Below are 25,563 nucleotides of genomic sequence, written 5' to 3' on the forward strand. Positions count from 1 at the left end.
GAAGGGAGAAGACATGCGGCTCGACGATTACCGGACCAGCGACAATGTCGGCGACCAGCGCGGGCAGAGCTTCGGCGGCGGCGGGTTTGGCGGAGGCGGTGGCCTCGGGCTGATCCTCGGCCTGGTCGGCAGCCGCTTCGGCATCGGCGGCGTCGCGGTGGTGCTGATCGGTGCCTGGCTGCTCGGGCTGTTCGGCAGCGGCGGCGGCCAGCAGGCGATCTCTCCGCAGGAACAGGCGGGCGGCAAGACCGCGGCGCAGATCTGCTCGGTCGACGCAGCCAGCCGCTTTTCGTGCCAGGTGCTCGCCAGTACCGAGGACACTTGGGGCCGCATCTTCCAGCAATCGGGCGCCCGCTACACGCCGACGACGCTGATCTTCTATTCCGGCCGCGGCCAGTCGGGCTGCGGGGCGGCACAGTCGGCGATGGGGCCGTTCTACTGCCCGACCGACAAGAAGGTGTATCTGGACACCGATTTCTACCGCGAGCTGTCGCAGCGCTTCGGCGCGGCCGGCGATTTCGCCCAGGCCTATGTGATCGCGCACGAGGTCGGGCATCACGTCCAGGACCTGCAGGGCACGCTCGAACAGGCGCACGAACTCCAGGCCCGCTCGGGCGAAGCGGAAGGCAATGCGATCCAGGTGCGGGTCGAGCTCCAGGCCGATTGCTATGCCGGCGTCTGGGCGGCGGCGAACAAGGACCGGCTAGAGCCCGGCGACGTCGAGGAAGGGATGCGCGCCGCCCACCAGATCGGCGATGACGTGCTCCAGCAGGCAAGTCAGGGGCGGGTGGTGCCGGAAAGCTTCACGCACGGCACGGCCGAGCAGCGGATGGCATGGCTGCGCAAGGGGATCCAGACCGGCGACCCCGCGCAATGCGACACGTTCAGCGGCCCGATCTAAATCCTCTCCGAGCTTGCTCGGGGAGGGGGACCGCGCGAAGCGCGGCGAAGGGGCCGCACCGCGGCCTTGAGCCGGGGGAGGACTGCTGATCGCCCGCTTGCGCGGACGCCCCTCCACCACTCGCCTTTGGCGAGCGGTCCCCCTCCCCTGCAAAGCAGGGGAGGATTATAGCTTCACCAGCATCTTGCCGGTATTGGCCCCGCTGAAGAGGCCCAGGAACGCGTCCAGCGTGGAATCCAGCCCCTCGCGGACGGTGGTCCGTGCCTTGATCTTCCCGCCTGTCACCCAGGCGCCCATTTCCTGCTGGAACGTGCCGATCTCGGCGAAATAGTCGGTCCAGATGAAGCCGCGCATGGTGAGGCGCGTCGGGATCGTGCGGATGATGTAGCGGAGTTCCTGCGGCTTGCCGTCGTTATAGACGTCGATCATGCCGCAGATCGCGAAGCGGGCGCGCTCGCGGGCCGTCGCGAAGGCGGCATCCAGATGCTCGCCGCCGACATTGTCGAAATAGACGTCGATGCCGTTGGGCGCCGCTTCCATCAGCTGCGGCAGCACCGGGCCGGCCTTGTAGTCGATGCAGGCGTCGGCGCCGAGCTCCTTGACGAAGGCCACCTTGTCCGGGCCGCCGGCCGAGCCGATCACGGTCATGCCTTTCAGCTTGGCGATCTGCACCACTGCCGACCCGACCGCGCCGGCGGCGGCCGAGACGAAGACGATGTCGCCCGTCTTGGCCTCGGCGGTGCGGAGCAGGCCGAAATAGGCGGTGCCGCCGGTCAGCCCCAGATTGTGGAGCCAGACGTCATCGGAGACGCCCATGTCCGGCGGCAGCTTCTGCGGCATCGATTCAGCGCCGATCGTCGCGGTGTCGCGCCAGCCGGCCATGTGCAGCACCTTGTCGCCGGGCGCAAAGCCGGGATTGCGGCTCTCGACCACTTCGCCGACAGCGCCGCCGGTCATCGGCTCACCGAGCTGAAATGGCGGGACGTAGCTCTTCACGTCGTTCATGCGGCCGCGCATGTACGGGTCGACCGACAGCCACAGGTTGCGCACGCGCAGCTGCCCGTCCTGCAGCGGCGGGTCCGGCAGTTCGACGAGATCGAAGTCGCTCGTCTGCGGCAACCCCTTCGGCCGCGATTTCAGCACCCAGGCGCGCATGATGTCCTCCTTGTGTTTGGGAACACCTTAGGCTGGGCCTGCCGCAAAACAAATCCTCCCCGAGCTTGCTCGGGGAGGAGCTTAGATTACCGGTCTTCGTACGTGCCCGAGAAGCTGCGGTTCAGCATGTGCGCGCCTTCGCCGCGGCGCTGATCCTCGCTTTCGAACAGGGCCCGCCTGTTCTCTTCGTCGCGCCACTGGTCCTTGGCCTGGTCTGCGGTCTTGTTGATCGTCACTTTGTCGTCGACCGACTGGATCCAGGAGCAGGGGATCGAGTGGTGATGGCCGCCCGCCGCCGGATCGCTCTTGGTGAGGATGATGCGGTCGCCTGCCACCTTGTCGACCGTGCCCAGATGCTCGCCATCCGATCCGCATACTTCCATATGCTCGCGGACGTTGCGCATGCTGGAGCGCTGCTGCTGGCGATTGCTGCGCCAGTTCGAGAACTCGTTGTGGAAGCGGTCGCGATTCTCGCGGCGATACTCGTCATAGTCGCGATCGAGCGCGTCCATCTGCTCGCGGCGCCATTCGCGATAATGATCGTCATGCGGGTAAGAGCCTTGGCCGCGCCAGTCGCCGCTGCCCATGCCGGCCCGGCCGCCGCCATAGCCCCCGCGGTCCTCGTAGCGGCCGCCGCGCGTGCGGTAATCGCCCGTGCCGCCGTAGCGCGAGCCGGCCGCTTCATAGCCGCCGCTCGATTCGCGCCGCCCGCGCCAGTCGCGGTCGCTGCTCCAGCCGCCGCGGTCGCCGCCGCCCCAGGGCTCGCTCGCGTCCTGGCGGAAGTCGCGCTCGCGGTCACGCATCGCCGGCTTCACATTGGCCCGGCCATAGCTGCGGTCCTCGCCACGCCAGTCGTCGCGGTGGTCGCGACCGCGATCGTCGTCGTCGCTGAACCAGGAGCGGATCTCGTCGCCGGCGCGCTCGAAAAAGCCGCGGTCGTCGTCGCGGCGATGGTCGCTGCCGCGCCAATTGTCGCGGCGGCCATAATCGCGGTCGCGATCGCTGCCGCCCCGGCCATATTCGCGGCCTTCGTAATAACGGTCGCTGGGGCTGCCATAGCCGCGATAGTCGTCCCGATCTGCCATTTCCGGATGCTCCTTTCGATTGAGGCACATGAGCCGCGGCGGCACCTGCGCCGCCGCGCCCTTCCGCCCGAATCAGCGCATCCGCCCCGGCTTGGTTCCGATCCGTCCCGCTCCATGCGACGAAGCGTGTTGCATCGCGCGGGAGGCGCGAGTAAGGGCCCTGCTTCGCGCCGGCCAGCCGGCGCCAAGGACATGGTGCGGGGCCGTAGCTCAGCTGGGAGAGCGCGTCGTTCGCAATGACGAGGTCAGGGGTTCGATCCCCCTCGGCTCCACCATTTTCCCCTGCTGCGGCAGCCTTCCCGATCGAAACGAACGAACCCGGGCGCGGCGTCGCGCGTTGGCTGTCTGTGGCTTATCGGCAACGTTTCGCAGCCGATCTGCCGCGCCAAAGCTACCGCGCTGACTTAACTCGATATTAACGTTTGGAGCTCAAAGGTTAACTGGTTAATGAGGCGCTTGGGCGCGCACGGGGTCGCCGCGCGCACAAACATGACGAGGGGCCGCAGTTATGCGCGTTTTGCTGATCGAAGACGAGCCGACGACCGCAAAAGCGATCGAGATGATGCTGAATGCCGAGGGGTTGAACGTCTATTCGACGGACCTGGGCGAGGAAGGCCTCGATCTCGGCAAGCTCTATGACTACGACATCATCCTTCTCGACCTGAACCTGCCGGACATGCACGGCTATGACGTGCTGAAGAAGCTCCGCACCTCCAAGGTCCAGACGCCGGTCCTGATCCTGTCGGGGATCAGCGAAATGGATTCCAAGGTCCGCTCGTTCGGCTTCGGCGCCGACGATTATGTGACCAAGCCTTTCCACCGCGACGAGCTGGTCGCCCGCATCCACGCGGTCGTGCGCCGCTCCAAGGGCCATTCGCAGTCGGTCATCCGCACCGGCAAGCTCGCGGTCAACCTGGACGCGAAGACAGTCGAGGTCGACGGTGCCCGCGTGCACCTGACCGGCAAGGAATATGCGATGCTGGAGCTGCTGTCGCTCCGCAAGGGCACCACGCTCACCAAGGAAATGTTCCTGAACCACCTCTATGGCGGCATGGACGAGCCCGAGCTGAAGATCATCGACGTCTTCATCTGCAAGCTGCGCAAGAAGCTGAGCCTGGCGTGCGGCGGAGACAATTACATCGAGACGGTGTGGGGCCGCGGCTATGTGCTGCGCGACCCGCAGGAAGAACAGGCGCCGGTCACCGCGGCCGCGTGAGATTTCCGGGCGGGGAAACGGCAAAGGCCGGCAGGGCGACCTGCCGGCCTTTTGTTTGTCTTCTCGACCTGAACGGGCTCGTATCGGTGCGGTCAGCTGGCCAGCGCGACATAGTCGTCGTTCAGCGACATGCCCGGGGCGCTCATCGCCAGCGCGAGCGCCGTGCCGCAAAAGCCGCACTGCGCAGTGACGCGGCCGATCAGCCAGTTGCTGTGCCCACAACCGGGGCAATGGTTGGTCTCTCCGGGATGATAGGCGACCTGATACCCGCGATGAGCAAGGTCGATCGGATGAACAGTTGCCGTACGCATCAGCACCTCCACTACGCGAGAGCGCCTCTTAACAGGCCATCAACTTACCACAGCTGGAATATAGCTAAAGTCTATTAACCCTCATTCTCCCGGCATTAACCAGAATCATGGGAGCCGGCTCGTTTCTCTGAAGATCAACTCGCGATGCGGAATCCTGTTCCACGGCCGTGCCGAACGGAACTCGTCGGTTGCGGGCCGGACGTCAGGACAGGGGTTCGGCCGGCTCGGGCTCGAAGCGAACCCACCCCTCGGCGGCGAGCTTCTCGACCGGGGTGAAGCGCGCCTTATAGGCCATCCGCTTGGAGCCGCGCACCCAATAGCCGAGATAGACGTAAGGCAGCCCGGCCGCGCGCGCGCGCAGGATATGGTCCATGATGATGAAATTGCCGAGGCCCGGTCGCTCGGCATGTTCGGCGTCGTAAAAGCTGTAGATCATCGACAGCCCGTCGGCCTGGCGGTCGGTCAGGCAGGCGCCGACCAGCCGCCCCGGGGCGAAGCCCTGGCGCGGCTCGCGATATTCGATGATGTGAGTGTGGACGGGGGTCTGCTCGACCATGTCGGCAAAGTCCATCTCGTCCATGTTGGACATGCCGCCGCCGGGATGCCGCGACGCGAGATAGCGGCGCAGCAGCTGGAATTGCTCGTCGGTCGACCAGGGACGGCACGCCGTCACCTCCAGGTCGCGGTTCCGCTTCAGCAGACGCTTCTGGCTGGAGCTGGGCCGGAATTCGTCGGCGACCACGCGGACTGACACGCAGGCGTTGCAGTCGGGGCAGCTCGGCCGGTAGGCGACGCTCTGGCTGCGCCGGAAGCCGATCCGGCTGAGCGCGTCGTTCAGCTCGGCGGCGTGCGGGCCGTTCAGCTCGGTGAACACCTTCCGCTCGAATTTCCCCGGTAGGTAGGGGCATGGATTCGGGCTCGTCACGAAAAATCGCGGGAAGCGGAATGGTGCGCTCACGGCCGGCCCTCTCAAGCGGAGAATCGCGTCCCCGCTTGCTCATGAACGCTTATTCGTCACCGGAGCTTCAATGAAAAGCCTGTTTACTTTCTTTTCGGTCAGGCGAGCTCGACCATGCTGACCTGGTAGTGCGCCGCGCGCAGCGCCTCTATCAGCCGGTCGAGATGCGCCTGGTCGCGAGTCTCGCACTCGATGTCGGTGATCAGCCCCTTGGCCGGCAGGCTGGTGAACACCCGCTGGTGATAGACTTCGATGATGTTGACCTGCTGCTCGTCGAAGATGCGCGCGACGTGGAACAGTGCGCCGGGGCGGTCCTGCAGCCGCACCCGCAGCCGCGCCAGCCGGCCCGAGCGGGCGAGGTCGCGCAGCAGCACGTTGGCGAGCAGGCGGGTGTCGATATTGCCGCCGCACAGCACGATCCCGATTTCGCGCCCGCGGAACCGGTCGGGGTGGGCCAGCAGCGCCGCCAGCCCGGCCGATCCGGCGCCTTCGACGACCGTCTTCTCGATCTGCAGCAACAGGCTGACCGCCGTTTCCAGGTCGCGCTCGGAAACCAGCAGGATGTCGTCGGCCAACGCGGCCACGAAGCGCGACGTTAAGGCCCCGGGCTGCTTGACCGCGATGCCTTCCGCCAGCGTGTCGCCCTGGCATTCCATGTCGAGCTGTTTCAGCGCCGCGTACATCGACGGGTAGAGCTCGGCCTGGACGCCGACCAGCTCGATGCCGGGCTTCAGCGCGCGGGCGGCGGTGCCCACGCCCGAGAACAGGCCGCCGCCGCCGATCGGGATCAGCAGCGTGTCGATGTTCGGCGCGTCGGCCAGCATCTCCAGCGCAACGGTGCCCTGGCCGGCAATGATGTGGGGATGATCGAACGGGTGGACGAAGGTCAGGCCCCGCTCCTTCTCCAGCCGCCGCGCATGGGCATTGGCGGCGTCGAACGTCTCGCCCTCCAGGATCACGGTCGCCTGGTGGCTCTCGGTCTGGGTGACCTTCACGGTCGGGGTCGGCTTCGGCATCACGATCGTGACCGGGATGCCCAGCCGGTGTCCATGATAGGCAAGCCCTTGGGCGTGGTTGCCGGCCGATGCCGCGATCACGCCCTTCGCGCGCGCCTCGGGCGGCAGCTGCAGCAGCGTGTTGAGCGCGCCGCGCTCCTTGTAGGCGGCGGTGAATTGATGGTTCTCGAACTTCAGCCACACATGCGCGCCGGTCATCTGCGACAGGGTCTGGCTGTGCAGCGTCGGCGTGCGCACGATTGAGCCGGCGATTCGCGCGGCAGCCGTCTGGATGTCGGCAAGGCTGACGGGCAGCGTGTCGGGCGCGGGCGAAACTGCGGTGGCCATGGTCGGCCCTTAGCTCCGGCCCTTGCCGCTGTCATTCCCGCAGCGCTGGCGGGGCGGTTCAGGTTGGGATACGCTCCCTGGATGAGAGTGTGAGTGCAGCGATGGCGTCGACCGCTGATTCTCGTCCGGGCTGGCCTGCTGCCGAGCAGGATGCGGAGCTCGCCGCGATTTTCGCGCAGACGGCAGCGGGGCTGGCGCAAGTCGACCTGACCGGCCGCTTCACCCTCGTCAACGACCGCTTCTGCGAGATGGTCGGCCGTTCCCGCAGCGAGCTGCTGGCGATCACGATGCAGTCGATCACCCATCCCGATCACCTGGCCGATAATGTTCCGCTGTTCGAGGCCGCGGTGCGCGACGGCACGCCGTACCGGATCGAAAAACGCTATTTGCGCCCCGACGGGTCGATCATCTGGGTGGACAATTCGGTCTCGGTCATCCGCAAGCCTGACGGATCGCCGTTCGGCGTGCTCGCGGCCAGCATCGACATCACGCACAGCAAGGCCGTCGAGGAGGCGCTCCGCGCGAGCGAGCTCCGGCTACGTCTGGCGATGGACGCCGGCCGCATGGCGGTCTGGGAATATGACATCCGCGCCGGCCGCATTCACCATTCGAGCGACCTCAACCGGCTGCTCGGCTTCGTCGAGACGCGCGACGTCGCCTATGACGAGTTTCGCGCGCGAATCGATCCGGACGACCTCGACCGCCTTTCCAGGACTGCCGTCGCCTCGCTGAAGGCGGGGGAGCCGCATTTCCAGGCCGAGGTCCGATACCGGCTGAGCCGGGGCGAAGTGCGCTGGCTGCTGGTCAGTGCCGAGTTCCAGCGTTCGAGCGGACGTGCCGTCGATCGCGTCATCGGCGTCGCGCTCGACATCACCGACCGCAAGCGCGACGAGGAGCATCAAAGGCTGCTGCTGCACGAGCTCAACCATCGCGTGAAGAACACGCTGGCGGTGGTTCAGGCGCTTGCGCACCAGAGCTTCGCGGGCAGCCGCGACCGCGCCCGCCGCGAAGCTTTCGAAGGCCGGCTGGCCGCTCTCGCCGCCGCCCACAACCTGCTGACGCGGGAAAGCTGGGAACCGGCCTCGATCATCGAGGTGATCCGCTCGGCCGCGGCGGCGTGCGATCCGAACCGGCGGCGCCTGCAACTCCGTGGGCCCGACATCCGCGTGCCTCCGAAAATGGCTGTGACCCTGGCCCTCGCGGTGCACGAGCTGTGCACCAACGCAGTCAAATATGGGGCGCTGTCCAACGACTCGGGGCAGGTGGCGATATCCTGGAAGATCGACGATGGCCGGCTGAGGCTGGTCTGGACGGAAACAGGCGGCCCTCGGGTCGCGCCGCCGCGACGCCGCGGGTTCGGCTCGATGATGCTGGAACGGGCGCTCGCGAGCGAATTGGTCGGCAGCGTCAAGCTCGATTTCGCGCCCGCCGGCCTTTGCTGCACGATCGACGCGCCGGTCGCAAAGGATTGGTTCATCGGCAGTTAAACCTGCCGTCGTGTCGATTCTGTCCTATCCGACTCTGCGGCCAATACGGTATCCAAACCTCGCGACCCGAAGGGCTCCCGAAAGATTTGGGGGTTCTTGACCTTAAGGTCCGGCTGGACTTGTTCCCGCCGGGCCACTTTTTTGACGCCATGCAATCGGCTATGCTGTGGCCCAGATAAAACAGGGGCGCATCGATGGTCGCGGTTTCCCTCGACTATGCCGCACCCGATGCGGCGCTGACGGACTATGTGTCCGTCTTCTACAACTTCCGGGCCGACGTGCCGCGATTCGAGGACGACGATCGCGCCGACCTCGCCCAGCTTCGTTTCATGCTGAAAGGATCGGGCGGCTACCGATTCGCGGATGGTCATGTCCAGGGCGGACCCGAGATCCAGATCGTCGGCCCGACGATGGGCGTCACTCATGTCTGGGTCGACGGACCGGCCGAGGTCTTCGGCGCGGGCCTGCTGCCCGCCGGATGGGGCGCGATGATCGCCACCGACGCCTCGTCGCTGACCAACCGGGTGATCGACGCGACCGAGCTGTTCGGGCGCGAATTGCACGACGTTGCCGATCGGCTGCGGGCAACCGATTCGCTAGATGAGCGAGTCGCGATCGGCAACGCGCTGGTCCGCGACCTGGTGGCCCGCGGCCATGGCCAGTCGCGCTGGTTCACCCGCGCGGTCGACACTTGGCTGCAATCGACGCTCAGCCCCGAAGTCGACGATCTGGTCGCCGCCACGCGATTGTCGCGCCGCCAGGTCGAACGGCTTTGCAAGCGGCTCTACGGCGCCCCGCCCAAGCTGTTGTCGCGGAAGTATCGCGCGCTTCGGGCGGCAGTCGTCCTCGCCAAGCGCGAGGCCGGGATTCCGGAGTTGCTGGAGCAGGGCTTTTACGACCAGTCGCACTGCATCCGCGAGATCAAGCGCTTCACCGGCGTAACGCCGACGCGTATCCAGGGCGACCTGAATGAACTTACGCGCCTGACGATGAAGCGCACCGAGTTCGCCGGTCAGGTCGCCCCGCTGGTCGCCGAGGCCTAGGCTCCGCAGGCGCCGCCGTTCGCGCGGCCGACTTCGCGGATGAAGTCGAACACCTGCTTGTCGAAGCCGGGATCGGCCTCGCCCTGCCATTCGTCCATCCGTTCGTACATCTTGGATACGCCGGCCTGCATCTCCGGGGTCGCGACCTGAGTGAACGGCGCCAGCAGCGTCTTCCATTCGGCCAGGAACGCGCGGGCCTGGTCCGAGCGCGGGTCGAGCGGCAGCGCCGCCTTGATGCGCCCGCCCAGATCCTTCCATTTTGCGGAATAGTCCGTTTGGTCGAAGCCCAGCGGCAGCTGGGCCATCTGCTTCGCGAAATCCGCCTTCTGCTCGGGAGTGAAATAGCGGTCGGTGACGTTCTTCCAGCGTTGCTCTTCCATATGACCTTCTCCGGTTCGGATCAGCGAGCAGAAGGTCGCGACGTCGATCGGCTCGCCGCGATCGATGCGGGACTGAACGGTGAGGAGCAGCGTGCGCGCTTCGGCCAGTTCGGCGGCGCGGGCGTCGAGCTCCTCCAATTGTGCCGCGACCAGCCGCCCCAGGTCGAGGTCGCGTCCCGCCAGCATCCGGCCGATCGCCGACAGCGGGAACCCGGCGCGCTTCAGCGCTACCATGGCATGAAGCCGCGCCAACTCGCCCGGGCCGTAGAGCCTGCGTCCGGCTCCCGTGCGCAACGGCCGCACCAGCCCGCGTGCCTCGTAGAAGCGCAGAGCCCGCGGCGTCAGCCCGGTCCGCCGCGCCACCTCCGATATGTCGATCGCATCCATCGCGAATCGCTGTAGCGCTTGACGTAACGTCAAGCGCAAGAGGTCTGGCTCAGCCGACCAGCAGTCCCGCCAGCGCCGCGCTCATCAGGTTGGAGAGGGAGCCGGCGGCCAGCGCGCGCAGGCCCAGCCGGGCGATCACCGGGCGCTGGTTGGGGGCAAGGCCGCCGGTCACCGCCATCTGTATCGCGATCGAGCTGAAGTTCGCGAAACCGCACAGCGCGAACGTGACGACCGCCACCGTCTGCGGCGAAAGCGTGGCCTGCACCTTGCCGAGCTCGATAAAGGCGACGAACTCGTTCAGCACCATCTTGGTACCGAACAGGCCGCCGGCGATGCCCGCTTCGTCCCACGGCACGTTCAGCAGCACCATGATCGGCCGGAAAACGAGACCCAGCAGCATCTGGAACGACAGCTCCGGATAGCCGAGCCAGGCGCCGATTCCGCCGAGCAGCCCGTTGGCGAGCGCCACCAGCGCGACGAACGCCAGCACCATCGCACCCACGGCGACGGCCAGCTTGACGCCGGTCTGCGCGCCCTGTGCCGCCGCCATGATGATGTTCGCCGGCCGCTCCTCGTCATGCGTGGCCTCGGCGAGAGCAACCTCTTCGCCGGCGCTTTCGGCGTCGACCACCTCATCCGGTTCCGGCGTCGCGATCTCGTCGGGCATGATGATCTTGGCCATCAGCACGCCGCCCGGCGCGGACATGAAGCTCGCGGCGAGCAGGTAAGGCAGCAGTTGCGCGCCGATCATCGACGCATAGGCGCCCAGGATCGTGCCCGCGACGCCAGCCATGCCGACCGTCATCATGCAGAACAGCTGCGACGGCGTCAGGCTTGCCAGATAGGGGCGGATCACCAGCGGGCTTTCGGACTGGCCGACGAAGATGTTCGCGGCCGAGCCGAGGCTCTCGACGCGAGTGATGCCCGTGACCAGCCGGATCGCGCCGCCGACCCAGCGGATGATGAACTGCATCACGCCCAGATAATAGAGGATCGAGATCAGCGAGGCGAAGAAGATGATCACCGGCAGCGCCGCGATCGCGAAGCTGTTCGCGCCCATCTCCGGAGACGCGAGCGGGCCGAAGATGAAGTCGGTGCCGGCCTTGGCATAGCCGAGCAGGTTGGAGACGCCGCGCGACATGGCGCCGATCACGTCGCGGCCCCAGCTGGTCCCCAGCACCAGCAATGCGAAGCCCGCCTGCAGCGCGAAGGCGGGGACGACCACGCGCAGCCGGATCGCCCGGCGGTTGGTCGACAGCAACAGCGCGAGGCCCAGGATGACCGCGATGCCGGTCAATCCAATCAGAATTCGGTTCATGTTAGTGAGTCGTTCCCCAAACGGCGGGCGGACGATACACGCCGCGCCGCGTGGGGAAAGCGGAAAAACTCAGCCGACGCTCAACGTTCCGCCGGGCAAAGGCATGCGCGGCATGAACATCGACGTGACGCTGCTCGCGACGAGGCCGACCAGGAAGAACAGCACGATCGCGGCGACGATCGTCACGATCGTGTAGGTCGCCGCCTTGTCCTGCGGCACCCGCATCAGCCGCGGGGCGCCGAGCCACAGCAGATAGAGGCTGTAGAGGCCCAGGATCGCGAGCCACGCCAGCGCCGGGATCAGCTGGAAGATGCCGGCGACCCACGAGGCGGTGCAGGAATAAGCGGCCACCTTCATCGCCTGGACCTCGCTCTTCTGCCCGCCGAAATTGGGCGCGAGCGCGTTCAGGATCATCGCCAGCACATAGACGCCGATCAGCGCCGCGATATAACCCGCGACCGCGGTCGACAGCGTCGCGCCGAAGCTCGGGCGATAGCTCAGGCCGAAGACGCGGACGCCGAACACGGTCATGCCGATCAGCCCGGCCACCGGCCCGATCGCGGCCAGCGGCACGACGTAGGATTTGTAGATGCCCGCGACGGTCGCAGGCTCCGCGTCGATGCGGCCCCATTCGTCCTTGGGCTGGATCAGGATGTTCTTGACGCGGTCGGCAAGCGAGGTGGTCGAAGGCTGCGGAAGCTCGGCACTCATTCCAGATCCCCTCTTCTTTGTCCCGGGCCGGATCATGCGCCCGCCGTTGCGCCCGCGCAACCGCCGTCCCATATCGCCGGCCATGAGCGGGAATGAGCATGGCCTGCCGCAATGGCACGGCACCACGATTCTTTCGGTCCGACGGAACAACAAGGTCGTCATCATCGGCGACGGCCAGGTGTCGATGGGCCAGACAGTGATGAAGCCCAATGCGCGCAAGGTTCGGAAGCTCGGCGACGGATCGGTGATCGGCGGCTTCGCCGGCGCGACCGCCGACGCCTTCACCTTGTTCGAGCGGCTGGAGCGCAAGCTTGAGCAGCACCACGGCCAGCTGCTGCGCGCAGCGGTCGAGCTGGCGAAGGACTGGCGCACCGACAAATATCTGCGCAACCTCGAGGCATTGATGATCGTCGCCGACAAGGACGTGACCTTGATCCTGACCGGCAATGGCGACGTGCTGGAGCCGGTGAACGGCATCGCGGCGATCGGGTCCGGCGGCAATTATGCGCTGGCCGCCGCGCGTGCGCTCGCCGAATATGAGCCCGACGCCGAAACGCTCGCGCGCAAGGCCATGGCCGTCGCTGCCGACATCTGCGTCTATACCAACGACCAGCTGACGATCGAAAGCCTGGAGAGCGCGAGCTGAATTCCCCTCCCGCTCGCGGGAGGGGTTAGGGGAGGGCCTGGCCTCCTCAACGCCTCTCGTTCCACCAATCCCTCCCCCGACCCCTCCCGCAAGCGGGAGGGGAGAAGAGACGAAATGAACGACTCCCTTACCCCCAAAGCCATCGTCGCCTCGCTCGACGAACACATCATCGGACAGACCGAAGCCAAGCGCGCCGTTGCGGTGGCGCTGCGCAACCGCTGGCGCCGGCAGAAACTGGAGCCGTCCTTGCGCGACGAAGTTACGCCCAAGAACATCCTGATGATCGGCCCCACCGGCTGCGGCAAGACGGAGATCAGCCGGCGTCTCGCCAGGCTCGCCGACGCGCCGTTCGTGAAGGTCGAGGCGACCAAGTTCACCGAAGTGGGGTATGTCGGCCGTGACGTCGAGCAGATCGCCCGCGACCTGGTCGAGGAAGCGATCCGGCTGGAGAAGGAGCGCCGCCGCGCCGCCGTGATGGACAAGGCCGAGGCCGCGGCGATGGACCGGCTGCTCGATGCGCTGACCGGCAAGGGGTCGAGCGAAGCGACCCGCGCCGCTTTCCGCGAGCGCTTTCAGGAAGGCGTGCTCGACGACAAGGAAATCGAGGTCGAGCTTGCCCACCAGCCGCAGATGCCGTTCGACATCCCCGGCATGAACGGCCAGGTCGGCATGATCAACTTGAGCGACATGATGTCGAAGGCGCTCGGCGGCGGCCAGACCAAGAAGCGCAAGATCAACGTCCGCGCCGCCTGGGAAAAGCTGCTTGAGGAGGAGGCCGACAAGCGCCTCGACCAGGACGAGGTGAGCCGCCAGGCCCTCGCCGATGCGGAAGCCAACGGCATCGTCTTCCTCGACGAGATCGACAAGATCGCAGTCAGCGACGTGCGCGGCGGCTCGGTCAGCCGCGAGGGCGTCCAGCGCGACCTGCTGCCGCTGATCGAGGGCACCACGGTCGCGACCAAATACGGGCCGATGAAGACCGACCATATCCTGTTCATCGCGTCGGGCGCCTTCCATGTCGCCAAGCCCAGCGACCTGCTGCCCGAGCTGCAGGGCCGCCTGCCGATCCGCGTCGAGCTGAAGGCGCTGACCGAGGAGGACTTTGTCCGCATCCTGACCGACACCAAGGCTTCGCTGCCGCAGCAGTACAAGGCGCTGATCGCCACCGAAGGCGTCGAGATCGACTTCACCGATGACGGCATCGCCGCCGTCGCCCGCATCGCCGCCGAAGTGAACGGGCAGGTCGAGAATATCGGCGCCCGCCGGTTGCAGACGGTGATGGAAAAGCTGCTGGAGCAGGTCAGCTTCGACGCCGAGGATCGCAAGGGCGAGAAGCTGGTGATCGACCGCGCCTATGTCGACGCGCAGCTCAGCGACATCGCGCGGGATACGGATCTGTCGAAATACGTGCTTTAAGGATCCTCCCCTCAGCTCTGCTGAGGGGAGGGGGACCATGCGAAGCATGGTGGAGGGGCTGAGCGCGAAGCGCGAAGTGAAAACCCTCCGCTCCGCTCCGGGCCCCTCCACCACTCGCTTCGCGAGCGGTCCCCCTCCCCTGCAAACGCAGGGGAGGACTTAGACGCCTACGCCCGTTCCAGCACGTCGTGCAGGCGGGCTTCGGCGTCGCCTTCGGTCATGTCGATCTCGAAGGTCGCGGCGATGCGGCCTTCGCCGCCCGTCGGCAGCGGGTAGCGAGCTTCCGCGACGAGGATCGGGGTGCCGGCGTCGTCGGGCAGCGCGACGCTGGTATCGACGCTCTGATCTTCGCCCGGAGCAACGTCGACCGTGGCGATCTGCGCGCCCGAGCGGGCTTCGATCAGAGCCTGCTCGCTGTCCGACGAGTCCGCGCCGTTCAGCATCCAGGTGGACACCTTGACGTCCTGCGCCGGCGCGTCGCCCGAGTTGCTGACCGTCACCTCGACCTCAAGCGCGTCCTCGGCGCGGACCGGGCGCAGGCCGATATCGATCCATGGCCGGGCCGTCGCTTCGGCCGCAGCCGGCGCGGCGGCAAGCGGTGCCTCGACCACGGCTTCGTCGGCCGGCGCGTAGTAAGGCTCGTCATAGGCCTCGGCGCGCGACCGGCGGCGGCGCGCGAGCAGCCATGTCCCGAGCGCCAGGATCGCGATGACCGGGATTGCGAGCATGCCCCAGGCAGCCGCGCTGCTGAGCTCTTCCGGTTGCGCGGCCGGGGCCGGCGCGGCGGCGGGCGCCGGCAGCGGCGCTTCGGCGACCGGCGCGGCGGTCACCGGGGCGGTAGCGGGCGCGGCGAGCGGAGCAGGCGCCGCGGCCGGTGCTGGCGCAGGCCGCACTGCCTCGTTGGTCGCGGCGGGCGCGGGCGCTCGTGCAGCCGATCGGACCGGCCGTCGCGCGGGCGCGGTGGCAGCCGGAGCCTCGGGAGCCGTCGCCTCGGGCGGGGGAGCCGGAGGCGGCGGCACGTTCTGCACGACCGGCGATTGCGGCGCGAAGGTGATCGACGGCGATGCCGCCGGCGCGGGAGCCGGTGCGACGGCTTCGGGCGCAGGTGCGGAGCTGGGCGCCGGCGTCAGGATGGGCGGGGTGACCGGCTGCACGTCTTGCGCAGCGGCGGGGATCGCGGCGGAACCAAGCAACAGACCGAGCGCGACCCGGCGAGCGATGTGATTCTGTGTCATAGTCGCAACGCAACGGCCCTTTGGCTCGACTGGTCGCAGGCGTTGCGATCAGCCGTGCATTGCAGCCGCCCAGCGGCGAGTCCATTGGACAATTTCGGCTTTACTTTCGCGCGCGCCCTTTGACAGGCCGTGGCCGCGCCCCTATATGGCGCCCCTCACCACAGTTTTCGGGACATGGCACGCAATGGCGCGGCGGGCCGAACGAATGGAAGGCTGTCGGTTGCCCTGGACGCTTGGAGCTGCGGTTCTCACCTTGAGGACACGCGGCTTTTTGCGTCCGGCTTGCGTCCGAATTCTAACGGCGAGGCACTAAACCCCCATGGCGACTCAGGCAGTTCCGGCTCCGGCTGGCCGCGCGTCCAAGCGCATCCGCAAGGTCTTCGGCAACATCCACGAAGTGGTGCAGATGCCGAACCTGATCGAGGTCCAGCGCGAAAGCTACGAACAGTTCCTGCGCTCCGATCCGTCGATCGGCTATGTGTCGGGCCTGGAAAAGACGCTGCGCAGCGTCTTCCCGATCCGCGACTTTGCCGGCACCGCCGAGCTCGACTTCGTTCATTACGAGCTCGAGCCGCCGAAGTACGACACCGACGAGTGCCGCCAGCGCGGCATCACCTTCGCGGCGCCGATGCGCGTCACGCTGCGCCTGATCGTGTTCGAGGTCGATCCCGATACGGAAAGCCGCTCCGTGCTCGATATCAAGGAGCAGGACGTCTATATGGGCGACATGCCGCTCATGACCGAGAACGGCACCTTCATCATCAACGGCACCGAGCGCGTCATCGTCTCGCAGATGCACCGTTCGCCGGGCGTGCTGTTCGACCATGACCGCGGCAAGACCCATGCCAGCGGCAAATATCTCTTCGCCGCGCGCGTGATCCCGTATCGCGGCTCCTGGCTCGATTTCGAGTTCGACGCCAAGGACATCGTCAACGTCCGCATCGACCGCAAGCGCAAGCTGCCGGTCACGTCGCTGCTGTTCGCGCTCGGCCTGAATGCCGAGGAAATCCTCCACCATTTCTACAACACCGTCACCTGGGTGCGCGGCGAGGGCGGCTGGAAGGTTCCCTTCATCGCCGAGAATTGGCGCGGGCAGAAGCCGGCCTTCGACGTCGTCAACGGCGACACCGGCGAGGTCGTGTTCCCGGCCAGCCAGAAGGTCACGCCGCGCGCCGCCAACAAGGCGGCCAAGGACGGCCTGACCACGCTGCTGATCCCGACCGAGGAAATCTTCGGGCGCTATTCGGCGCTGGACCTGATCAACGAGTCGACCGGCGAGATCTATATCGAGGCGGGCGACGAGGTCTCGGCCGAGAATCTGGAGAAGATCGACAAGGCCGGGCTCGACCGGATCGAGCTGCTCGACATCGACCATGTCAACACCGGCCCCTGGATCCGCAACACGCTGAAGGCCGACAAGGCCGAGGATCGCGACCAGGCACTCAGCGACATCTACCGCGTGATGCGCCCCGGCGAGCCGCCGACGCGCGAGACGGCGGAAGCGTTGTTCGCCGGCCTGTTCTTCGATCCGGAGCGCTATGACCTGTCGGCCGTCGGCCGCGTCAAGCTGAACATGCGCCTGGGCCTGGATGCCGAGGACACGATCACGACGCTGCGCACCGAGGACATCCTCGCGGTCGTCAAGGAGCTCGTGAACCTGAAGGACGGCAAGGGCGAGATCGACGATATCGACAATCTCGGCAACCGCCGCGTCCGTTCGGTCGGCGAACTGCTGGAAAACCAGTATCGCGTCGGCCTGCTGCGCATGGAGCGTGCGGTCAAGGAGCGGATGTCGTCGGTCGACGTGTCGACGGTGATGCCGAACGACCTGATCAACGCGAAGCCCGCGGTCGCCGCGGTGCGCGAGTTCTTCGGCTCGTCGCAGCTCAGCCAGTTCATGGACCAGACCAACCCGCTTTCCGAAGTGACGCACAAGCGTCGCGTCTCGGCGCTCGGGCCGGGCGGCCTCACCCGCGAGCGCGCGGGCTTCGAGGTCCGCGACGTCCACCCGACCCACTATGGCCGCATCTGCCCGATCGAGACGCCGGAAGGCCCGAACATCGGCCTGATCAACTCGCTGGCCAGCTTCAGCCGCGTCAACAAATACGGCTTCATCGAGACGCCGTACCGCCGCATCGTCGACGGCAAGGTCACCAACGAGGTGGTCTATCTGTCCGCGATGGAGGAAGCCAAGCACACGATCGCGCAGGCGAACGCGGAGCTGGATGCCGAAGGCCGCTTCACCGAGGAATTGGTCTCGTCGCGCCAGGCGGGCGAGTTCCTGATGGCGCTGCCCGAGACGATCACGCTGATGGACGTGTCGCCGAAGCAGCTGGTGTCGGTCGCGGCCTCGCTGATCCCGTTCCTGGAGAATGACGACGCCAACCGCGCGCTGATGGGATCGAACATGCAGCGCCAGGCGGTGCCGCTGGTCCGCGCCGAGGCGCCGTTCGTCGGCACCGGCATGGAAGAGACCGTCGCGCGCGATTCGGGCGCGGCGATCGCCGCCAAGCGCGCTGGCATCGTCGACCAGGTCGACGCGACCCGCATCGTCGTCCGCGCGACCGGCGAGGTCGAGGCCGGCAAGTCCGGCGTCGACATCTACCGGCTGATGAAGTTCGAGCGGTCGAACCAGTCGACCTGCATCAACCAGCGTCCGCTGGTGAAGGTGGGCGACGTGGTCAGCGCCGGCGACATCATCGCCGACGGCCCGTCGACCGAGTTCGGCGAGCTGGCGCTGGGCCGCAACGCGCTCGTCGCGTTCATGCCGTGGAACGGCTACAACTACGAGGACTCGATCCTGATTTCCGAACGGATCGTGAAGGACGACGTGTTCACGTCGATCCATATCGACGAGTTCGAGGTGATGGCCCGCGACACCAAGCTGGGGCCCGAGGACATCACCCGCGACATCCCGAACGTCGGCGAGGAAGCGCTGCGCAACCTCGACGAGGCGGGCATCGTCTATATCGGCGCCGAAGTGGAGCCGGGCGATATCCTGGTCGGCAAGATCACGCCGAAGGGCGAAAGCCCGATGACGCCGGAAGAAAAGCTGCTCCGCGCGATCTTCGGCGAGAAGGCGTCGGACGTGCGCGACACCTCGCTGCGGCTGCCGCCGGGCGTGGCCGGCACGATCGTCGACGTGCGCGTGTTCAACCGCCACGGCATCGACAAGGACGAGCGCGCGCTGGCGATCGAGCGCGAGGAGATCGAGCGGCTGAAGAAGGACGCCGACGACGAGCGCGCGATCCTGAACCGCGCCACCTGGAGCCGGCTGCGCGAGATGCTGGTCGGCCAGGTCGCGACGGCGGCGCCGAAGGGCGTGAAGAAGGGCTCGGCAATCGACGCCGACCTGCTGGAAAGCGTCGAGCGCCACGAATGGTGGAAGTTCGCCGTCCAGGACGACAAGGTCCAGGGCGACCTGGAAGCCGTGAAGGGTCAGTATGACGAGGCCGTCAAGCTGATCAACGAGAAGTTCGAGGATCGGCGCGAGAAGCTGGAGCGGGGCGACGAGCTGCCGCCGGGCGTGCTCAAGATGGTCAAGGTCTTCGTCGCGGTGAAGCGCAAGCTGCAGCCAGGCGACAAGATGGCCGGCCGCCACGGCAACAAGGGCGTGATCAGCCGCATCCTGCCGATCGAGGACATGCCGTTCCTCGAGGACGGCACGCATGTCGACATCGTGCTGAACCCGCTGGGCGTGCCGAGCCGCATGAACGTCGGCCAGATCTTCGAGACGCATCTGGGCTGGGCTGCGCGCGGCCTGGGCCGCCAGATCAGCGAGGCGCTGGACGCGTGGCACGAAGCCAATCCGGACGGCAAGGGCGGCAAGGCGCCCGAGGCGGTGCGCGAGCGGCTGAAGGCCGTCTATGGCGACGACTATGCCGCCGAGATCGCGGGCCGCTCCGACGACGACATCGTCGAGATGGCGCAGCTGCTGAAGAACGGCGTGCCGATGGCGACGCCGGTGTTCGACGGCGCCCGCGAGGCGGACGTGTCGAACATGCTGCAGCTGGCCGGCTACGACACGTCGGGCCAGTCGACGCTGTACGACGGCCGCACCGGCGAGGCGTTCGACCGCAAGGTGACCGTGGGCTACATCTACATGCTGAAGCTCCACCACCTGGTCGACGACAAGATCCACGCGCGCTCGATCGGGCCGTACAGCCTCGTCACCCAGCAGCCGCTGGGCGGCAAGGCGCAGTTCGGCGGCCAGCGCTTCGGCGAGATGGAAGTGTGGGCGCTCCAGGCGTACGGCGCCGCCTATACGCTCCAGGAAATGCTGACGGTGAAGTCCGACGACGTGGTCGGCCGCACCAAGGTCTATGAAGCGATCGTCAAGGGCGACGACACCTTCGAGGCCGGCATTCCGGAGAGCTTCAACGTGCTCGTCAAGGAAATGCGCTCGCTGGGCCTGAACGTCGAACTCGCGTCGCACGGCGACGACGAGGACGGCGAACTGGCCGAGGCTGCGGAGTAACCGACCTTCTCCCCCTCCCGCTTGCGGGAGGGGCCGGGGGTGGGCCTGACCTGCCCCCGCGGAGCCGACAAAGATTTGCCCACCCCTAGCCCCTCCCGCAAGCGGGAGGGGGACCGGAGCAAAAAATGAACGAGATGACCCCCTTCGCCAATCCGCTGACCAAGCCGGAGACGTTCGACCAGATCCAGATCGGCATCGCGTCGCCGGAGCGGATCCGTTCCTGGTCGTTCGGCGAGATCAAGAAGCCGGAGACGATCAACTACCGCACGTTCAAGCCGGAACGTGACGGCCTGTTCTGCGCGCGCATCTTCGGCCCGATCAAGGACTATGAGTGCCTGTGCGGCAAGTACAAGCGTATGAAGTACAAGGGAATCGTCTGCGAGAAGTGCGGCGTCGAGGTCACCGTCTCGAAGGTCCGGCGCGAGCGGATGGGCCATATCGAACTGGCCGCGCCGGTCGCGCACATCTGGTTCCTGAAGTCTCTGCCCAGCCGCATCGGCCTGCTGCTCGACATGCAGCTGAAGCAGCTGGAGCGCATCCTGTACTTCGAGGCCTATGTGGTGATCGAGCCGGGCCTGACCCCGCTTGAGCGCTACCAGCTGCTGACTGAGGACGAGCTGCTTTCGGCGCAGGACGAATATGGCGAGGACGCCTTCTCCGCCGGCATCGGCGCCGAGGCGGTCCGCATCATGCTCGAGAATCTCGACCTGGAGGGCGAGCGCGTCCAGCTTCTCGAGGAGTTGGCGACGACCAAGTCGGAGCTGAAGCCCAAGAAGATCATCAAGCGGCTGAAGGTCGTCGAGAGCTTCATCGATTCCGGCAACCGCCCGGAATGGATGATCCTGAACGTGATCCCGGTGATCCCGCCCGAGCTGCGCCCGCTCGTCCCGCTGGACGGCGGCCGCTTCGCGACGTCGGACCTGAACGACCTTTACCGCCGCGTGATCAACCGCAACAACCGCCTGAAGCGGCTGATGGAGCTGCGCGCGCCGGACATCATCGTCCGCAACGAAAAGCGCATGCTGCAGGAAGCGGTCGACGCGCTGTTCGACAACGGCCGCCGCGGACGCACCATCACCGGCGCCAACAAGCGTCCGCTGAAGTCGCTGTCCGACATGCTGAAGGGCAAGCAGGGCCGGTTCCGCCAGAACCTGCTCGGCAAGCGCGTCGACTATTCGGGCCGCTCGGTGATCGTGACCGGTCCGGAGCTGAAGCTGCACCAGTGCGGCCTGCCGAAGAAGATGGCGCTGGAGCTGTTCAAGCCGTTCATCTACGCACGCCTGGACGCCAAAGGCCTGTCGATGACGCTGAAGCAGGCCAAGAAGTGGGTCGAAAAGGAGCGCAAGGAAGTCTGGGACATCCTTGACGAGGTGATCCGCGAGCATCCGGTGCTGCTGAACCGCGCGCCGACGCTCCACCGCCTCGGCATCCAGGCGTTCGAGCCGGTGCTGATCGAAGGCAAGGCGATTCAGCTTCACCCGCTGGTCTGCGCCGCGTTCAACGCGGACTTCGATGGTGACCAGATGGCCGTGCACGTCCCGCTGAGCCTTGAGGCACAGCTGGAAGCGCGCGTGCTGATGATGTCGACCAACAACATCCTGTCGCCCGCCAACGGCAAGCCGATCATCGTGCCGTCGCAGGACATGGTGCTGGGCCTCTATTACCTGTCGATGGAGCGCGATGGCGAGCCGGGCGAGGGCATGCTCCTGTCCGACATGGCCGAGGTGCACCAGGCGCTCGACGCCGGCGCAGTGACCTTGCACTCGAAGATCGTCAGCCGCGTCCCTCAGACCGACGAGGACGGCAAGACCTACATGAAGCGGGTCGAGACGACGCCGGGCCGCATGCTGCTCGGCGAGACGCTGCCGAAGAGCCACAAGGTGCCGTTCGCGACCGTCAACCGGCTGCTGACCAAGAAGGAGATCGGCGACGTCATCGACGTGGTCTATCGCCACACCGGCCAGAAGGAGACGGTGCTGTTCGCCGACGCGATCATGGCGCTGGGCTTCCGCCACGCGTTCAAGGCCGGCATCTCGTTCGGCAAGGACGACATGATCATTCCGGCCACGAAGGACCGCATGGTCGACGAGACCCGCGACCTCGTGAAGGACTACGAGCAGCAATATCAGGACGGCCTGATCACCCAGCAGGAAAAGTACAACAAGGTGATCGACGCCTGGAGCCGCTGCGGCGACCAGGTCGCGAACGCGATGATGGAGGAGATCAAGGCGACGCCGCGGCTCGACAACGGCCGCCTCGCCCCGATCAACTCGATCTACATGATGGCCCATTCCGGCGCCCGCGGTTCGCAGGCCCAGATGAAGCAGCTTGCCGGCATGCGCGGCCTGATGGCCAAGCCGTCGGGCGAGATCATCGAAACGCCGATCATCTCGAACTTCAAGGAAGGCCTGACCGTCCTTGAATACTTCAACTCGACCCACGGCGCCCGCAAGGGTCTCGCCGACACCGCGCTGAAGACCGCGAACTCGGGTTACCTGACCCGCCGTCTCGTCGACGTGTCGCAGGATTGCGTCGTCGTCGAGGAGGATTGCGGCACCGAGCGGGCGCTGGAGATGAAGGCGATCGTCCAGGGCGGCGCCACCATCGCGTCGCTTGGCGAGCGCGTGCTCGGCCGCACAACCGCCGAGGACATCGTCGATTCCAAGACCGGCGAGACGCTGGTCGCGGAAGGGACTTTGCTCGACGAGGCGATGGTCGCGCGAATCGAGGAAATCGGCATCCAGTCGGTGCGCATCCGCTCGCCGCTGATCTGCGAATCCAAGGGCGGCGTCTGCGGCGCCTGCTACGGGCGTGACCTGGCCCGCGGCACGCCGGTCAATATCGGCGAAGCGGTCGGCGTGATCGCGGCCCAGTCGATCGGCGAGCCGGGCACCCAGCTGACGATGCGGACCTTCCACATCGGCGGCGCAGCGCAGCTGAACGAGCAGTCGAACCTCGAGGCGGTCAGCGATGGCCGGATCGAGTATCGCGACCTGCCGACGATCGTCGACAGCCGCGGCCGCACCATTGCCCTGGCCCGTAACGGCGAGCTCGCGATCGTCGACATGGACGGCCGCGAGCGGGCCACGCACCGTATCCCCTACGGCGCCAACCTGCTGCTGGCCGACGGCCATATCGTCCAGAAGGGCGAGCGGATCGCGGAATGGGATCCGTTCACGATGCCGATCATCACCGAAAAGGGCGGTGTCGTGAAGTTCCAGGATCTGATCGAGGGCAAGACGCTCGTCGAGCAGACCGACGAAGCGACCGGCATCGCGCAGCGCGTGGTGACCGAATATCGCGCGACGTCCAAGTCGAAGGAGGATCTGCGTCCGCGGATCACCCTGCTCGACGAGACGTCGGGCGAGGCGGGCCGCTACATGCTGGCGCCGGGCGCGACGCTGTCGGTCGAGGACGGGCAGGCGGTGCAGGCGGGCGACGTGCTCGCCCGCGCCAGTCGCGAAGCCGCCAAGACCCGCGACATCACCGGCGGTCTGCCGCGCGTCGCCGAGCTGTTCGAGGCGCGCAAGCCCAAGGAAAACGCGATCATCGCCAAGGTCTCGGGCCGCGTCGTGTTCGGCAAGGACTATAAGGCCAAGCGCAAGATCGGCATCCAGCCGGAGGACGGCGGCGAAGTCGTTGAGTATCTGGTGCCGAAGTCGAAGGTGATCGACGTCCAGGAAGGCGACTACGTCAAGCGTGGCGACAACCTGATCGGCGGCTCGCCCGATCCGCACGACATTCTGGAAGTGCTCGGCATCGAGCCGCTTGCCGAATATCTCGTGTCGGAAATCCAGGAAGTCTATCGACTCCAGGGCGTGAAGATCAACGACAAGCACATCGAGACGATCGTCCGTCAGATGCTGCAGAAGGTCGAGATCACCGAGGACGGCGACACGACCTTGCTGAAGGGCGAGCAGCTCGACCGCGAGGAGATGGACGAGGTCAACGCGAAGCTGAAGCCGGGCCAGCGCCCGGCGGAAGGCAAGCCGGTCCTGCTGGGCATCACCAAGGCCTCGCTGCAGACCCGCAGCTTCATCTCGGCCGCGTCGTTCCAGGAGACCACCCGCGTCCTCACCGAGGCGGCGGTCCAGGGCAAGACCGACACGCTGATGGGCCTGAAGGAGAACGTGATCGTCGGCCGCCTGATCCCGGCGGGCACGGGTGCGGGCATGAACCGCATGCGCGTCGCCGCCTCAAGCCGCGATGCCGCGCTCCGCGCCGCCCAGCGCGACTGGCAGGCCTCGCTGGTCGCGCCCGACAGCGCCGCCGAGGAGCACGCGGCCGAGCTGCGCCGTCCGGTCGAGGACGACAGCGGCGACGATCCGCTCGCCGTGGCCGTGGTCAGCGGCGACGGCAGCGACGAAGCCGCCGGCGATTACCTGGAGCAGTAAGCTCCGGCTCGCAGCCAAGAACGAGCCCCGGCGGAAACGCCGGGGCTTTTTCTTTGGCGCCGCCGCTTGCCCGGAACGGCCGCGCATCCGGCCCGTTCACTCCCCGGCTCATGCGGGAGTGACGATCATGGCCTATGTCGAAGCGCGCGACGGGACGAAGCTGCACGTCAAGGACATGGGATCGGGCGAGCCCGTCGTCCTGATCCACGGCTGGCCACTGACCGGCGACATGTGGGAGTACCAGACTCTGGCGCTGCTGGAGGCCGGCCGCCGCGTCATCACCTATGACCGGCGCGGCTTCGGCCTATCGGGGCATTGCGGAGCCGACTATAATTACGACGTCTTCGCCGATGATCTCGCGGCGGTGATCGATGGCTGCGGCGCGGATCGCGTCAGCCTGGTCGGCTTCTCGATGGGCGGCGGCGAAGTCGCGCGCTATCTGTCCCGCCACGGCTCGGGCAAGATCGCGCGGGCGGCCCTGGTCAGCTCCGTCGTCGCCTATCTGCTGAAGACGCCCGACAATCCGGACGGCGTCGACGCCAGCGTGTTCGAGGACATGAAGGCGCAGATCCGCAAGGACCGGTTCGACTTCCTCCAGACCTTCGGCAAGCAATTCTACGGCGTCGGCTGGGTCTCCAGCCCGGTCAGCCAGGGCCTGCTCGACTGGACCTTCACGCTGGCGATGATGGCGGGCCCGAAGCCGACCATCGACTGCGTCGACGCGTTCGGCCGTACGGACTTCCGTCCCGACCTGCCGTCCTTCGCGGGCGTGCCGACGCTGATCATCCACGGCACCGGCGACAAGACCGTGCCGATCGCCCCCAGCGCCCACGCCGCCGCCCGCGGCATCCCGCACGCGCGGCTGATCGAGTATGAAGGCGAACCCCACGGCCTGTTCGCGACCGCACCCGACCGGCTCAATCGCGATCTGCTGGATTTCCTTTCGGGCGGCGGCGAGCACGGCTTGCGCGCAGACGCAGACCGCCAAACGGAACCGACCTGAGCAGCAAAGGTCCGCAACGGGTGGATTGTGGACGTTTCCCCTCTCCCCGACGGGGAGAGGGCGACTCGTGCGCAGCGCGAGCGGGGTGAGGGGGGCA

18 protein-coding genes and 1 tRNA gene are annotated in these 25,563 nt (G+C 66.8%); 10 read left to right on the plus strand and 9 right to left on the minus strand.

Annotated features, from left to right (window positions below):
• The first annotated feature begins 13 nt into the window (after window positions 1-13).
• Window positions 14-901 (plus strand): KPN_02809 family neutral zinc metallopeptidase, encoded by an 888-nt coding sequence (gene ypfJ, locus GON01_RS14715; RefSeq protein ID WP_157028101.1) that lies wholly within the window; start codon window positions 14-16, stop codon window positions 899-901.
• Window positions 902-1,066: 165 nt separating this feature from the next.
• On the opposite strand, the gene GON01_RS14720 is transcribed toward ypfJ, so the two are convergent.
• Entirely contained in the window at window positions 1,067-2,056 is a 990-nt protein-coding gene (locus GON01_RS14720; protein ID WP_157028102.1) for an NADP-dependent oxidoreductase, read from the minus strand.
• Between the two features lie 86 nt (window positions 2,057-2,142).
• Window positions 2,143-3,141, minus strand: coding sequence for a DUF2171 domain-containing protein (locus GON01_RS14725; protein WP_157028103.1), 999 nt, complete (start codon window positions 3,139-3,141; stop codon window positions 2,143-2,145).
• Window positions 3,142-3,340: 199 nt separating this feature from the next.
• Between GON01_RS14725 and GON01_RS14730 the strand changes: the two genes are divergently transcribed.
• A tRNA-Ala gene (locus tag GON01_RS14730) sits at window positions 3,341-3,416 on the plus strand.
• Window positions 3,417-3,649: 233 nt separating this feature from the next.
• The gene (gene ctrA / locus GON01_RS14735) at window positions 3,650-4,357 is read left to right on the plus strand and encodes a response regulator transcription factor CtrA (protein WP_157028104.1); all 708 of its coding nucleotides are present in this window, start codon (window positions 3,650-3,652) and stop codon (window positions 4,355-4,357) included.
• 92 nt (window positions 4,358-4,449) lie between these two features.
• On the opposite strand, the gene GON01_RS14740 is transcribed toward ctrA, so the two are convergent.
• The 3 genes from GON01_RS14740 to GON01_RS14750 all read right to left on the minus strand — a co-directional run bounded on the left by GON01_RS14740 (window position 4,450) and on the right by GON01_RS14750 (window position 6,969).
• On the minus strand, window positions 4,450-4,668 hold the full coding sequence (locus GON01_RS14740) for a hypothetical protein (RefSeq protein WP_157028105.1): 219 nt from the start codon (window positions 4,666-4,668) through the stop codon (window positions 4,450-4,452).
• A 202-nt stretch (window positions 4,669-4,870) separates the two neighbouring features.
• Entirely contained in the window at window positions 4,871-5,626 is a 756-nt protein-coding gene (locus tag GON01_RS14745) for an arginyltransferase (protein ID WP_181600000.1), read from the minus strand.
• Between the two features lie 98 nt (window positions 5,627-5,724).
• Window positions 5,725-6,969, minus strand: a complete 1,245-nt coding sequence (locus tag GON01_RS14750) for a threonine ammonia-lyase (protein WP_157028107.1) — start codon at window positions 6,967-6,969, stop codon at window positions 5,725-5,727.
• A 101-nt stretch (window positions 6,970-7,070) separates the two neighbouring features.
• On the opposite strand from GON01_RS14750, the gene GON01_RS14755 reads away from it, so the two are divergent.
• Window positions 7,071-8,456 carry a sensor histidine kinase gene (locus tag GON01_RS14755; RefSeq protein WP_157028108.1) on the plus strand — a complete coding sequence of 462 codons (1,386 nt, stop codon included), beginning with the start codon at window positions 7,071-7,073 and terminating at the stop codon, window positions 8,454-8,456.
• 194 nt (window positions 8,457-8,650) lie between these two features.
• Window positions 8,651-9,499 carry a helix-turn-helix transcriptional regulator gene (locus GON01_RS14760; protein WP_157028109.1) on the plus strand — a complete coding sequence of 283 codons (849 nt, stop codon included), beginning with the start codon at window positions 8,651-8,653 and terminating at the stop codon, window positions 9,497-9,499.
• On the opposite strand, the gene GON01_RS14765 is transcribed toward GON01_RS14760, so the two are convergent.
• From GON01_RS14765 to GON01_RS14775, 3 genes are all read right to left on the minus strand, one after another.
• Complete coding sequence (locus GON01_RS14765) at window positions 9,496-10,266, minus strand: MerR family transcriptional regulator (RefSeq protein WP_157028110.1); 771 nt, start codon at window positions 10,264-10,266, stop codon at window positions 9,496-9,498. The two genes, GON01_RS14760 and GON01_RS14765, sit on opposite strands and share 4 nt — an antisense overlap.
• A gap of 49 nt (window positions 10,267-10,315) precedes the next feature.
• A complete protein-coding gene (locus tag GON01_RS14770) occupies window positions 10,316-11,584 on the minus strand; it encodes a NupC/NupG family nucleoside CNT transporter (RefSeq protein WP_157028111.1) in 1,269 nt (422 codons plus the stop codon).
• Between the two features lie 69 nt (window positions 11,585-11,653).
• Window positions 11,654-12,295: a Yip1 family protein gene (locus tag GON01_RS14775; protein ID WP_157028112.1), complete on the minus strand. Its 642-nt coding sequence runs from the start codon at window positions 12,293-12,295 to the stop codon at window positions 11,654-11,656.
• Between the two features lie 82 nt (window positions 12,296-12,377).
• On the opposite strand from GON01_RS14775, the gene hslV reads away from it, so the two are divergent.
• Both hslV and hslU read left to right on the plus strand, forming a co-directional pair.
• Window positions 12,378-12,941, plus strand: coding sequence for an ATP-dependent protease subunit HslV (gene hslV, locus GON01_RS14780; RefSeq protein ID WP_157028113.1), 564 nt, complete (start codon window positions 12,378-12,380; stop codon window positions 12,939-12,941).
• Window positions 12,942-13,055: 114 nt separating this feature from the next.
• Window positions 13,056-14,357: an ATP-dependent protease ATPase subunit HslU gene (gene hslU, locus GON01_RS14785; RefSeq protein ID WP_157028114.1), complete on the plus strand. Its 1,302-nt coding sequence runs from the start codon at window positions 13,056-13,058 to the stop codon at window positions 14,355-14,357.
• Window positions 14,358-14,524: 167 nt separating this feature from the next.
• On the opposite strand, the gene GON01_RS14790 is transcribed toward hslU, so the two are convergent.
• Window positions 14,525-15,592, minus strand: a complete 1,068-nt coding sequence (locus GON01_RS14790) for a COG1361 family protein (protein ID WP_157028115.1) — start codon at window positions 15,590-15,592, stop codon at window positions 14,525-14,527.
• A 319-nt stretch (window positions 15,593-15,911) separates the two neighbouring features.
• Here GON01_RS14790 and rpoB point away from each other — a divergent pair, with 319 nt between their 5' ends.
• The 3 genes from rpoB to GON01_RS14805 all read left to right on the plus strand — a co-directional run bounded on the left by rpoB (window position 15,912) and on the right by GON01_RS14805 (window position 25,466).
• Window positions 15,912-20,069, plus strand: coding sequence for a DNA-directed RNA polymerase subunit beta (gene rpoB / locus GON01_RS14795; RefSeq protein WP_157028116.1), 4,158 nt, complete (start codon window positions 15,912-15,914; stop codon window positions 20,067-20,069).
• Window positions 20,070-20,194: 125 nt separating this feature from the next.
• Window positions 20,195-24,463 (plus strand): DNA-directed RNA polymerase subunit beta', encoded by a 4,269-nt coding sequence (rpoC, locus tag GON01_RS14800; protein ID WP_157028117.1) that lies wholly within the window; start codon window positions 20,195-20,197, stop codon window positions 24,461-24,463.
• 127 nt (window positions 24,464-24,590) lie between these two features.
• The gene (locus GON01_RS14805; protein WP_157028118.1) at window positions 24,591-25,466 is read left to right on the plus strand and encodes an alpha/beta fold hydrolase; all 876 of its coding nucleotides are present in this window, start codon (window positions 24,591-24,593) and stop codon (window positions 25,464-25,466) included.
• Window positions 25,467-25,563 lie beyond the last annotated feature (97 nt).

Source organism: Sphingomonas horti, assembly GCF_009753715.1.
Lineage (GTDB): Bacteria > Pseudomonadota > Alphaproteobacteria > Sphingomonadales > Sphingomonadaceae > Sphingomonas_B > Sphingomonas_B horti.